Raw genomic sequence first — 12,891 nt, 5'->3', positions numbered from 1 at the left:
TACGAAGATGCCAGGCGCCATTAAAAGCAGGACCGGCTCTTGCTGCGAGGGGGTACGAGATGAGTTTTACCTATTGGGTCCTGGCGGTCGTCGTCATCGCCATCGCGATTTTTTTCTTCATGTCGCGCAAGAGCGAGAAGAAGGTCAGCGAAGACAGTCTTTCGGCCGATGATGCCAATGGCTGGGCAACGCGCGAATTTGCGCGCGCCTATCCGGATGCAAAAGTCGCTGACGTGATTTGCAACAGCGACCTCGATGCGTTTTTCCTGAAGCTTCATGATGGCCATATCGGCATGTACCGTTCCAAGCGTGGCCACGGTCAGGCCGTGATTCTCGAGCAGCGCGATTACAGGCTTCGCGCCTTGCCTGAGCCCAATGGCCTTCAGGTTGATGTCCCGGAGAAGGATTTCTTCAGCGGCAATTATTTCTTCGAAACGGAAGAGCAGGCAGCGGAAGCTTCAACCTGGCTGTTGAACGGCCGCTGATTTGCGGAAAGCTGAGACAAAAGCCGGGCATCGCCCGGCTTTTTTCGTTCTCGGCTATGCTGTTTGCCGCTCAGCCCGCCAGCCAGGCGGCGCAGTCTTCAAGGGCGCGTTTGGCCAGGAGGCGCTTCTTCACCACGCCTTTTTCCTTGCCGCGCGGCTTTTTGCCGGTTTCGGGATCGATCAGGGCGCCGGGCTCCAGTTCGGGAAACAGACCGAAATTGACATTCATCGGCTGGAAGGAGCGCTTGCCTGATTCTTCTTCATGGGAGAGATGGCCGCCGGTGACGTGGCCGAGAAGGGCTCCCAGTGCCGTGGTCGGCGGCGGGGCGACCGGCGTCTTGCCGAGGCGTTGCGCTGCGGCGAATCGGCCAGCCAGCAGGCCGATGCTGGCGCTTTCCACATAGCCCTCGCAGCCCGTGATCTGCCCTGCAAAGCGCAGCCCCGGCCGGCTCTTCAGCTGCAGCGTGTGGTCGAGCAGTGTCGGCGAGTTGAGATAGGTGTTGCGGTGGAGACCGCCGAGGCGGGCGAATTCTGCGTTTTCGAGCCCCGGGATCATCTTGAAGATGTCTTTCTGCGCGCCATAGCGCAGCTTGGTCTGGAAGCCGACCATGTTGTAGAGCGTGCCGAGCGCATTGTCCTGACGGAGCTGTACCACCGCATAGGGCTTGACGGTCGGATTATGCGCATTGGTCAGACCCATCGGTTTCATCGGTCCCCAGCGCAGGGTCTCGCGGCCGCGTTCAGCCATGACTTCGATCGGCAGGCAGCCGTCGAAATAGGGGGTGCCTTCCCATTCCTTGAAACCGGTTGTGTCGCCGGCAATCAGCGCATCGATGAAGGCGTGATACTGGGTCTCGTCCATCGGGCAGTTGATGTAGTCCTTGCCCGTGCCGCCCGGACCGACCTTGTCATAGCGCGACTGGTACCAGGCTTTGTCCATGTCGACCGTCTCGCGATAGATGATCGGGGCGATTGCATCGAAAAAGGCGAGCGCCTCCTTGCCGGTCTTCTCGCTGATCGCTGCGGCAAGGGTGGGCGCGGTCAAGGGACCGGTGGCGACGATCGCCTGGTCCCACTCCTCTGGCGGCAGGGCGGTGATTTCCTCACGTTTCACCGTGATCAGCGGATGGGCCATAAGTTTTGCCGTCACCGCGTCGGAAAAGCCATCGCGATCAACGGCCAGTGCGCCACCGGCTGGAACCTGATGCGCGTCGGCCGAGGCCATGATCAGAGAGCCGGCAAGGCGCATTTCGGCATGAATCACGCCGACGGCATTGCTGGTCGCATCATCGGACCGGAACGAATTGGAGCAGACCAGCTCGGCAAGACCGTCAGTCTTGTGGGCTGCGGTCTCGCGGACACCGCGCATTTCATGAAGAATGACGGGGATACCGGCATTGGCGATCTGCCAGGCCGCTTCTGATCCGGCGAGCCCGCCGCCGATCACATGAATGGGCGCGTTTTTCATTTCTTCAGCCATTGGGTTGCTCTGCTATCTTTAGGTTTGGAACACGGACAGGGTCCGTTCTCCTTTTCGGCACGGCAGCCACGGACAATGCGGCGCGGCCGAGTTCGGCGAATTGTCGCATGGCAATGCCAGATTTGCGGGCGCGCGTCGAGGTAAATCGGCCGGAATCAGCGTTTGTGGCGCGCGGATGCGAGCGTGGATATGCCCGGACTTCGCCCTTTCGTCGTCAAAGGGCTGTCACACTAAACCTGCAAAATTCTGCGTGTCGAAAATTTGCTTTCGTCAAGCTATTGCATGCCTTCCTGCGTCCACTAATAATGGGCGAGGAAGGATCCCTCGATTTGTTGACTCCGACTATCTGATTTTACCGGCGTCAAAATTTCACGGTAAAATCGGCGCGGTTTTCGAAATGCTTGATTTAGGTCATGTGCCGAAAAATTGCGCTGGGTCATAAAACAAATCGATTTAACTGCCAATTTGATTTCGAAAAGGGGAAATCGAGATGGAACAGATTGTGCCTGATGTCGCCAAGAATGTGCTTGGCGCTGAAGAGCTGGATCTGATGAACAGGTATTGGGCTGCTGCCAATTACCTTTCGGTCGGTCAGATCTATCTTATGGACAACCCGCTTCTGCGCACGCCGCTCAAGGACACCGATGTCAAGCCTCGCCTGCTTGGCCACTGGGGCACGACGCCGGGTCTCAACTTTATCTACGTGCATCTGAACCGCGTCATCAAGGCGCATGATGCCAGCATGATTTACATCTGCGGCCCCGGCCATGGTGGCCCCGGTCTGGTTGCCAACGCCTATCTCGACGGTACCTACACGGAAGTCTATCCGGATATCACGGAAGACGAAACCGGCATGCAGAAACTGTTCAAGCAGTTCTCTTTCCCCGGCGGTATCCCGAGCCACGTTGCACCTGAAACGCCCGGCTCGATCCATGAAGGTGGCGAACTCGGCTATGCGCTGGTTCACGCTTTTGGCGCGGCCTATGACAATCCGGACCTGATCGTTGCCTGCGTCGTCGGTGACGGCGAAGCCGAAACCGGTCCGCTCGCGGCATCGTGGCATTCGAACAAGTTCCTGAACCCGATCAATGACGGCGCGGTTCTGCCGATTCTTCATCTCAACGGCTACAAGATCGCCAATCCGACGATTCTCGCCCGCATGAGCAAGAAGGATCTGACCGATCTGTTCCAGGGCTATGGTTACGAGCCCTTCTTCGTTGAAGGCAATGATCCGGAATACATGCATCAGCGCATGGCTGAGGTCATGGACGAGTGCTATGCACGCATCCGCGAGATCCAGGAAGCTGCCCGTGCCGAAGGCGCGATCTATGAAATGCCGCGCTGGCCGATGATCATCCTGCGCAGCCCCAAGGGCTGGACCGGACCGAAATTCGTCGACAACAAGAAATGCGAAGATTTCTGGCGCTCGCATCAGGTTCCGATTGCCGAAGCCCGTCAGGATGTCAGCCATCGCGAGCAGCTGCAGGAATGGCTGGAAAGCTATGAGCCCGCCAAGCTGTTCGACGAAAACGGCAAGTTGCTTGCCGAGCTTGCAGCGCTGACGCCGGAAGGCGATCTGCGTATGAGCGCAAACCCGCATACCAATGGCGGTGTCCTGCGCAAGGATCTGAACATGCCGAATTTCCGCGACTATGCGGTTCCGGTTGATCCTGCCGCACGCGGTGCCATTCAGGCCTCGGCGACCAAGCTGCTCGGCGACATGCTGCGCGACGTGCTGCGCCTCAATGCCAATGAGCGGAATTTCCGTATCATGGGCCCGGACGAAACCGCATCGAACCGGCTTCAGGACGTGTTTGAAGTCACCGACCGCGTATGGATGGCTGAGATCAAGGACTATGACGAGCATGTTGCTCGTGAAGGCCGTGTCATGGAAGTGCTCAGCGAGCATCTGTGCCAGGGCTGGCTTGAAGGCTACCTGCTGACCGGGCGTCATGGTTTCTTCTCGTGCTATGAAGCCTTCATCCACATCATCGACTCGATGTTCAACCAGCATGCCAAGTGGCTGAAGACGACCCGCCATATCGAATGGCGCAAGCCGATTGCTTCGCTCAACTACCTGCTGACCTCGCATGTATGGCGTCAGGACCATAACGGCTTCAGCCATCAGGATCCGGGCTTCATCGATCACGTCGTCAACAAGAAGGCAGACGTCGTCCGCACCTATTTCCCGCCGGATGGCAACACGCTTCTGGTCGTTGGTGACCATGTGCTGAAGACCTATGACCGCGTCAACGTCATCGTTGCCGGCAAGCAGCCGCAGGAACAGTGGCTGACCATCGACGAAGCCATCGTCCATTGCGACAAGGGCATGGGCGAATGGAAGTGGGCCAGCAACGTGGCTGATGGTGAAGAGCCTGACGTGGTTCTGGCCGCTGCCGGTGACGTGCCGACGCTGGAAATGATGGCCGCTGTCAGCCTTCTGCGCGAGCAGCTGCCTGAAATGAAGATCAAGGTTGTGAATGTTGTCGACCTGATGGCCCTGCAGCCGAAGGAAGAACATCCGCATGGCGTTCGTGACGAAGTGTTCGATGAACTCTTCACCACCAACAAGCCTGTCATCTTCGCCTATCATGGCTATCCCTGGCTGATCCATCGCCTGGCCTATCGCCGTCACAACCACAACAACATCCACGTTCGCGGGTATGTTGAAGAGGGAACGACGACGACTCCGTTCGACATGGTTGTACAGAACCGCGTCGACCGGTACCATCTGGCCATGGATGCTATCGAACGTGCCGGCGGATTTGGTGAAAAAGGCGCGGCCGCTTTGAGCTATTTCAAAGCGATGCGTGAAAAACACCATGATTATGTCCGTGAGCATGGCGAGGACATGCCGGAAATTCTTGGATGGAAGTGGCCCTTTCCCAAGGCCTAACCATCTCGTTTGAAGCCTGCGCACCGCATTGGGACCTCCCAGGCGGTGCGCTCACAATTTTCGGATCAAAATCATGAATGGCACTATTCTGGCTCTGAATGCCGGGTCATCCAGCCTAAAATTTCGACTTTACAAGGTATTGCCCGGAGACCATTTCGAACTCGTCCTGCGCGGCCAGTTCGACGGCGTCAACGAGAACCCGCACCTTGCTGTGAAAGAAGCGAGCGGCAAGGTTATCTGCAATTTCGATCTCCAGATCGGCGAGCATATGCAGGAAGACATGCTCGAGCGGATCTTCGAGGTCATCAAGCCGTACATTGCTAATGCACCGCTTCTCGGTGTCGGGCACCGTGTCCTGCACGGCGGCGGCCGCTTTGCCGAGCCGGTGCTTCTCGATGACGAAATTGTTGCCTATCTTGAAGAGCTTATCCCCATGGGGCCGCTGCATCAGCCGGCAAACCTTGCCTCGGTGAAGCTGTTCCGTCGCATTCGTCCCGATCTGCCGCAGATTGCCTGCTTCGACACGGCTTTTCACGTCAATATCGATGAGCGTGCAGCGCGTTACCCGATCCCGCTGGAATATGAAGCCAAGGGCTATCGCCGATTCGGCTTCCATGGCCTTTCCTACACCTATATCGCTGAACGCCTGCGCGAGATTTCTGAATATCTGGTGCGCAAGCGGACTGTCGTTGCCCATCTTGGTAGTGGTTCCTCCATGTGCGCCATGCGCGATGGCAAGGCAATCGACACGACCATGGGCCTGACACCACTTGGCGGCCTGATGATGGGCACCCGTTCCGGTACCGTCGATCCGGGCCTTGTGCTGACGCTGATGGAGAAAGAAAATCTTTCGCCGGCCGACATCAAGCACATGCTCTATTACAAGTCTGGTCTGCTCGGCGTTTCGGGTATTTCCGGCGATCTGCGTGTGCTGATGGAAAGCGACCATCCGAATGCCAAGAAGGCGATCGACCTGTTTGTCTTCCGCGCTTGCCGTGAGCTCGCGATCATGGTTGCCACCATGGGCGGTATTGAAAGTCTGGTCTTCTCCGCTGGTATCGGCGAAAACTCCGCTCCGATTCGCAAGATGATCTGCGACAATATCGGCTGGCTCGGCGTACAGATTGACGATGAAGCCAATGCAGCCAATGCCGAGATCATTTCCTCGCCGGAAAGCCGCGTTGAAATTCGCGTTATTCCGACGGATGAAGAAATTGTTCTGGCAAAGCAGACGGCGCGAATCGTTTCCGAGCTCGATGCCACCAAGCAGAGCGCTGTTGCCTGATCCATCGTGAGCCGGGATCTCCCAACCCGGTCGCACCGATAAAATTGAAGTTGCTGCCCGCGGTCTCCAGAGCGCGGGCAGTTTTTTGTCGGCGGGCGGGGCAGGCTGCTCTCGTGAACGGGGAGCTTGACGTCCGATGGCGCCGCCACGGCATTTGGTTCTACCGTCCTTGATTCCACATAATTGGCAGCAGGCGATGGCGTCGCTGTTGAACGTTTCCGACGGTACGGGATGTTCTAGGCTGTTTCCGCGCATCAACGATGCATCGAGCTACTTGCGGGCCGAGATTGAGGTATCGCCCGGTGGAGATTGCCGCACGCGCTTTGCTGGCCAAGTTCTGGGTACCTGCGATCAGTGAGGGCCCGAATGAAGCCAGATCGCCGTTCCTGATGATGCTTTTGCGGTAATGTCCTGTACCTGATATCTCCACGTTGACCGGGTCAGAATGGGTCCGATATTTTGATCGGATCTTATTTTTCGATATCTCTCAATATTTATCTGATTTGAAAATATTATTTATATTAATTTAGTTTTTATATCGCAAATTTTATTCAAAATCTATCATATTTATAAATATATACAATTCTGAATCTAAATCTAATTTATTATATTTCATTATCTATATTATAGTTTGCTTGATCTAATCAATGGAGGCATTTAAAATGAGTCTTGGAATTCCATCCTGTTTATCACTGTATCGGTCACCTCGTTCCAATATTGAGCGTCATCAGCAGCTAAGCCGTCTCGATCCTGAACGCATTGCCGCTCGGCACCAGCGAAACCTCAATTTAATGAGTGGGGGGTTGCTGAACCTATATCGCCATCACGGTGAAGATCGAAATCGCAACGTGCAGAATGGGGGCGAGCGCGCCTCAGACGTGCAGAACGGGGGCACGCGCGCCCCAGTGGTGCAGAATGGGGGCGAGCGCGCCCCAGTGGTGCAGAACGGGGGCACGCGCGCCTCAAACGTGCAGAATGGGGGCACGCGCGCCTCAGTGGTGCCGCCGCAAGCGCACGACTATACCCAGTCACCGGATATGCAACCCGGGGCGGCGGAATTCCGTCGGCAGGGCGTTCAACCTCATCGATTCGCGCCGCTTCCCACGTATGAACAGGCGGTTACGCAAGGATCGCAGCATGATACGCGGCAGCAGGCATCGGACAGTCCTGTCCGGCCATCGGCACCGCCGCGGTCAGTCCATTTCGCGGATGAAGATGCAAGCTCGATGCGGCTCCAGCCATCGGCACCGCCACTCGAGCATTTGGCTTCAGCAGATCAAGCATCGGGATCTCGCCATCCTGATCTGCCTCCCTCATATGAAGAGGTGGTTGTGACAGGGTCTGCGCATGAGGAGCAGCCGCCGTCTTATGATGAAGCCCTGAAGTTGCGAGCTGCCGGCGGGTCGCAGACGATCGTGAATAGCCGCGGCGTGCGCGAGACGACTGTCTGAGGATCAGCCTCGTCGCGCGTGAACTGAGTGGCGGACAGCGCTTTTGCGCCCAGGGGGCGTAATGTCTTGCGCTGCCCGCGCTCTTTTTTCAGGATGGGGTCTGCCGGAAAAGAGCCATGGGAGGCCGTTGCCAGCCGTCTTTCAGGCCGGCTGAACGAAATTGGCCATCAACCTGAAGGCACCCGGGACGAGCTTGTCCATCTGGTGGTGGAGGACGAGGCTGGTATGGGTGTGGCGCCCTTTGCCGATCTTGCCGGAAACGAGCGCACCGAGCAGGGCCTGCTCTTCTGGATCATGCATGGCCAGAAGCGGCGAATAGGCTTCGTCCCAGGCGGAGGCGAAATAGAGGCCGCGCTCCTTGTTCCAGCCTTTCCAGTCATCCGGGCCAATGCGATTGGGGCCGATCATCAGCGGATGGTGCTGATCGAGGACACGCACCTCGGCGTCCGGGTCGGTAACCCGCCAGCGCAGTGAGGGGGAGCCGATCTTCAGCGGCCGCGGTGGAACGGTCTGCGGGTTCCAGCCGTCCGAGGGACGATGATAAAGCGTCACCAGATGACCGCCATCTTCGACATAGCGGTGGATCTTTTCGGTTGCCGCGGCGAGATCCGGCCGGGTGCCGAAGGCGAAGATACCGACGACAATGGCTGAATATTGCGAAAGGTCACCGCCGAGCGCGGCGGCGTCGAGCTCTGTGACGTCAAGCCCCATGCGCTTCAGCCAGAGACCGACCCGGTCCGCGCCGCCGCCGATATAGCCAATGCGTGCTGCATCCGGCAGTTTCAGGTCTAGCGACAATATGTTCAGCACTTCCGGCCTGATGAAGCGGGTCCGGCCGATATGCGGATAGGCTATCGGCGCAATGTTGACGGCTGAATTGCCGTCAACTTTGGGGTTGATTTCGACGAGTCCGGCGGCAAGCGCTTCCGGCGGGCCCAAGATGAAGCCGCTCTCTGTGCGGTCAATCGTCCAGCCGGGCGGCGGATCGAAGGTAAGGCTTGCGCTCCTGCCGGACAGTTCTGCGCTGAAGGCGAGCTTCTCCGGGATATTGCCTGTCGCTATCAGCAGCGCGTCCGGTTTGATCGTGAGCGAGTTTTCGGGGGCGATTGCCAGCGGGGTTTCCAGATCATATCGAGCGCTGACGACACGGCCGGAAACCGTGCCTGAAAGCCTGATGCTGACCGCTCCATTGCCTCCCAGCGATGACCAGGCGGCAGCATATTGGCCGGACAGAGAAGCTGTCTCCGCCGCTTCAAGGATGAATTTGAATGTTTCGCCTATCTGTTCGGTACTGGCGACGCTGATGCCTTTCGGCAGACGCGGCGTGATTTCGAAATCACGCATGTCGCGCTCATTGACGATCACGCAAAGCGTGGCTGTCCCACCTGGGGCAATGGTTTCCGTGTCGGCAAAGGCCTTGAAGAACAGGGCCTCGCATTCAAGAATTGCGGCGTCGATTTCGGCAAGCTTGCGCTTCAGACGATGGCCATGGGCGGCCATGATCGGTGCTGAAGCAAGTGCCAGCGCATGGTCGATCTTTGCTGCTGCCGCGCCCAGTGCGGAGACGATGGAAACCTTGTCTGGAAAGGCGGAAATCGCCCTGGCGATGGCCGCATCCGCTGCGCTCAGTGCCTGTGCGACGTCAGGATCGCCCATGGCGAGGCCGGCAAGCGTTGTTGGCAGATCGTCTTCAATTGCCTGTTCTGCGCGCGAACCGGCCGGGCCGATCTTCAGATGCAGCGGCCAGATGTCGTAGGCGACGTCCGGCCAGCGTCCCATGCCCTGCGAAGCATGATAATAGCGTGACCACTCACCGATGCGCGCATAGGCGGCGCCCGTTGCGGCATCAACGGCGGGAGCGGCAACCACAAGGGTTTCCGGCGGCGGCGGCAGGTCGTCATCATAGGTTCCGCCTGCACCTGAAACGGCCGGAAGATAGTATTTTGCGACCTTCCAGGGGGCGAGGCCTTCGGCAAAATGCTGCGGGAAGGCTTCTTCATCGGCGGCCAGTGCAATCGCGGTTTCAGCCGCGCGCGTCATGGCGCGGTGATGGCCATGCTGGCCGGGCACATCGAGAAAGGTCGGCACGACGATATCCGGCTTTTCAAGGCGATAGGCGCGGACGAGACGCTCGACAATGCGATCCTCGCCCCAGCGGCCGAAGGTGCCGTCACCATCCTTGGAGAAGCCGAAATCATGCACCGGGTCGTCCGGTCCGTGGCCGAGCCAGTGGATATCGGCGTCCAGTTCGCGCGCTGCCTCCTCCATTTCGCGGGTTCTGACCACGCCAAGTGCGCCAAGCCGTTCCGGCCCAAGCACATTCTGCCCGCCTTCGCCGCGGGTTGAGCAGGCAACAATCACCCGCATGCCAAGCCCGAGGCTGAGATAGGCCAGAAGTGCGGAATTCTCGTCATCCGGATGCGCGCCGGTATTCATCATCGTCAGCGGCGATTTCAGCCGCGTGAGAGCACGGTAGAGGCGGACAAGGGCCGGTGAGGCCTTCTGGCGTTCAATGCGTTCGCGCGGTGAGAGCATGGTTTCCCCGTCTAAAATGCCGCCTCCTGACCGGGTGGCGACGTTTCCAGTTTTGGTGTCAGAATTTCGAAAAGTGGCATGGCGGCAGCGCCAAGCGCGGCCGTATACTGACCGGTTGTGCCGCGCATGACGCGCGGAAGCGCGCGTGAGCGGCGCCCGGCGACCGAGAGTGGCAGATGTGACAAGCGGTCCAGCAGTGCATCGATCAGCCGGTCGGAAAGTGCGCCACCGAAGATCACCGTTTCGGGATCGAGGATGTTTTCAAGCAGGGCAACCATGGTGGAGAGATGCTCTGCAGCCTCATCCAGCCATTCGGTGATGATCGGGTCGGCGGCGTCGTAAAGCGCCTCGATCTGGTCGATCAGCGGCCGCGGCCGACCGGTCGCATCGAATTTTTCGTGCAGCGCATGAACCGAGGCGTAACGCTCGAGGCAGCCATGCTGGCCGCAGGGGCAGAGCCGGCCTTTCGGCATCACCATGACATGACCGATCTCACCGGCATTGCCGAAGGCACCGCGATAGGGCGCGCCATCCTGGATCATGCCGAGGCCGAGGCCCGTTCCGAAATAGATCATGCAGAAATTCGAGATGGTGCGGCCGACGCCGAAAAGCCGCTCGCCGACGGCTGCGGCATTGGCGTCGTTTTCGAGGATCACCGGATGGCCGCAGGCGGCCTCAAGCTCGGCGCGCACGTCAATACCGGACCAACCGGGCAGGGTCGTCGGGCCGACAAAGCTCATGCCTTCAATGCCGAAAGGTCCTGGCATGACGACCCCGACGCCCATCAAGGGGGATTGCATGGCACCCGTGGCGCGCTTCACCTCGGCTGCGAATACGGGCAGGCATTGTTGCGGTGTCGTGTCGGTCAGCGCGATGATGCGGCGGTAGCGAACGACGCCGGTCAGATCGAGCACCGTGATGACCATCTGGTCGGTGGCGATCTCCACGCCGATGGTTGCAGCACCTTGCGGATTGACGGCGAACTGGATTGGCGGTTGGCCGCGCCCGGAGCGCCGGCGGCCGGTGTTCATCAAGAGATCATCACTGACCAGTTCATCAACGATATTGGCAACCGCCTGTGCCGTCAGCTGGGTCAGGCGGGCGATCTCCATGCGGCCCAGCATGCCGTTCTGGCGCACGATATCCAGCACAACGCGGCGATTGTGCTCGCGATTGCGTTCAGGATTATTGCCAATGGCAAATTGCGGCTGAGGCGGCGGTCTCTCGTTCATTGCTGTTCCGTTTCTTCGTGCCTTGCAGTGTGATTTGGCTCCTTTCTATCGTCAATAGATTAATTCAATTAGATTATGTTATTGACAAAGCCCATAAGTCGGGCAACCGTAGAGTGCGAGTGGCAGGGACGAGACAGGACCGCTCGAAAGGGGCAAGCGGAAAACCGCGCCTTTTTAAAAAAAACAATTGATCAACGGCTGTCATCCATCGCGGTGAGCGGCCAAATGGGAACAATGCCCGCTGGCTTTGCCGCGGGAAGCGGAGAAGATTATGCGTAAAGCGACCCTTTTCGCTGGCCTTGTGGCCGGCATCAGCATGCTGTCCGTCAGCGCGGCGAATGCTGTCGAGATCGAGTACTGGCAGTATATCTATGAGACCCGCGTCAAGGCGATGGACCAGCTGATCGAGAATTTCGAGGCCGCCAATCCGGACATTACCGTCAAGCAGGTGACCTTCCCCTATGCCGATTACCAGACCCGTATTGTCGCGGCCAACATGGCCGGCAAGGGCCCGGATGTGATGCAGCTTTTCTATGGCTGGCTGGACAAGTTCAAGGCTGGCGGGCTTTTGCAGCCGCTGCCGCAGGATGCGTTCCCGCAGGCTGAAATCGAGAAGGACTTCTTCCCGATCGTCACCGCGATGAAGCGGGACGGTGAATATTACGGACTGCCGACGGCCGTGCGTTCGCTGGCGCTGTTCTACAACAAGAAACTGTTTGAGGAAAACGGTCTCGACCCGTCCGCGCCGCCGCAAACGCTGGACGACATGGTTTCGGCTGCCAAGTCGATCGTGAAATATGACGATGCCGGCAATATCACCACCGAGGGCATGGCGCTCGATATGGGCGGTCAGGATCACCAGTGGTGGCGCGAGGTGCTGGTGCGCCAGTATGGTGGTGTTCCCTATACGGATGACTACAGGAAGGTCACCTATGACAGCCCGGAAGGCACCGCTGCCCTGCAGTTTTACACCGACCTGCAGCTGAAGGAAAAAATCGGCCAGTCCGGTTTCATGGATGAGGCCCAGGCAGCCTTCAAGGGCGGCAAGGCCGGCATGACCATTGACGGGACCTTCCGCCTCGGCACATTCGGCCAGATCACCGATTTCGACTGGGGCGTCACCGAACTGCCGGCCAATGCCGATGGCACGCGGTCCAATTACGCCAGCTATTTTGCCAATGGCATCGGAGCCAAGGTGAAGGGTGACAAGCTGGAAGCGGCGGAGAAATTCCTCACCTATCTGAGCTCGCCTGAAGCCATGCAGATCTGGCTGAAGACGGTTGGCGAACTGCCGGCGCGGCGCGAAGCGGCGCTTACCGAGGAAAATCTTGCCAATCCGATCTATGCACCGTTCCTCAAGGGGCTGGATTATGCCCATACGACACTGTTCGTCGATGAGGCGGGGCAGCGCCAGGTGGCGATCGATATGGCGAACCGGGTTCTGCTCGATGGCCAGTCGCCGGCTGACAGCATTGCCGAAGCCGCCAAGGCCGAACAGGCCATCATTGATGAAGCCCAGTAACGGCT

Annotated in this window: 8 protein-coding genes; 4 read left to right on the top strand and 4 right to left on the bottom strand. The window is 58.6% G+C overall.

The window, feature by feature from the left end; translation table 11 throughout:
* Positions 1-59 precede the first annotated feature (59 nt).
* Positions 60-485: a hypothetical protein gene (locus HCK86_RS08575; RefSeq protein WP_176084047.1), complete on the top strand. Its 426-nt coding sequence runs from the start codon at positions 60-62 to the stop codon at positions 483-485.
* A gap of 70 nt (positions 486-555) precedes the next feature.
* Here HCK86_RS08575 and trmFO read toward each other — a convergent pair whose 3' ends face one another.
* Entirely contained in the window at positions 556-1,965 is a 1,410-nt protein-coding gene (gene trmFO, locus HCK86_RS08570; protein ID WP_246739513.1) for a methylenetetrahydrofolate--tRNA-(uracil(54)-C(5))-methyltransferase (FADH(2)-oxidizing) TrmFO, read from the bottom strand.
* 490 nt (positions 1,966-2,455) lie between these two features.
* Between trmFO and HCK86_RS08565 the strand changes: the two genes are divergently transcribed.
* Together HCK86_RS08565 and HCK86_RS08560 are read left to right on the top strand one after the other, a co-directional pair.
* A complete protein-coding gene (locus HCK86_RS08565; protein ID WP_176084046.1) occupies positions 2,456-4,861 on the top strand; it encodes a phosphoketolase family protein in 2,406 nt (801 codons plus the stop codon).
* 73 nt (positions 4,862-4,934) lie between these two features.
* On the top strand, positions 4,935-6,146 hold the full coding sequence (locus tag HCK86_RS08560; protein ID WP_176084045.1) for an acetate/propionate family kinase: 1,212 nt from the start codon (positions 4,935-4,937) through the stop codon (positions 6,144-6,146).
* 1,119 nt (positions 6,147-7,265) lie between these two features.
* Here the strand turns inward: HCK86_RS08560 and HCK86_RS08555 are convergent.
* The 3 genes from HCK86_RS08555 to HCK86_RS08545 form a co-directional block, all read right to left on the bottom strand.
* Positions 7,266-7,430 (bottom strand): hypothetical protein, encoded by a 165-nt coding sequence (locus tag HCK86_RS08555; protein ID WP_176084044.1) that lies wholly within the window; start codon positions 7,428-7,430, stop codon positions 7,266-7,268.
* Positions 7,431-7,738: 308 nt separating this feature from the next.
* Positions 7,739-10,132 carry a PIG-L family deacetylase gene (locus HCK86_RS08550; protein ID WP_176084043.1) on the bottom strand — a complete coding sequence of 798 codons (2,394 nt, stop codon included), beginning with the start codon at positions 10,130-10,132 and terminating at the stop codon, positions 7,739-7,741.
* Positions 10,133-10,143: 11 nt separating this feature from the next.
* On the bottom strand, positions 10,144-11,364 hold the full coding sequence (locus HCK86_RS08545) for an ROK family protein (RefSeq protein ID WP_176084042.1): 1,221 nt from the start codon (positions 11,362-11,364) through the stop codon (positions 10,144-10,146).
* A 271-nt stretch (positions 11,365-11,635) separates the two neighbouring features.
* On the opposite strand from HCK86_RS08545, the gene HCK86_RS08540 reads away from it, so the two are divergent.
* Entirely contained in the window at positions 11,636-12,886 is a 1,251-nt protein-coding gene (locus HCK86_RS08540) for an extracellular solute-binding protein (RefSeq protein ID WP_176084041.1), read from the top strand.
* The last annotated feature ends 5 nt before the right edge of the window (positions 12,887-12,891 follow it).

Origin of the sequence: Martelella sp. HB161492 (assembly GCF_013184775.1) — a bacterium.
Lineage (GTDB): Bacteria > Pseudomonadota > Alphaproteobacteria > Rhizobiales > Rhizobiaceae > Martelella.
Note: the sequence above shows the minus strand (reverse complement) of the source record. Positions and strands in the feature narration are given on the sequence as shown.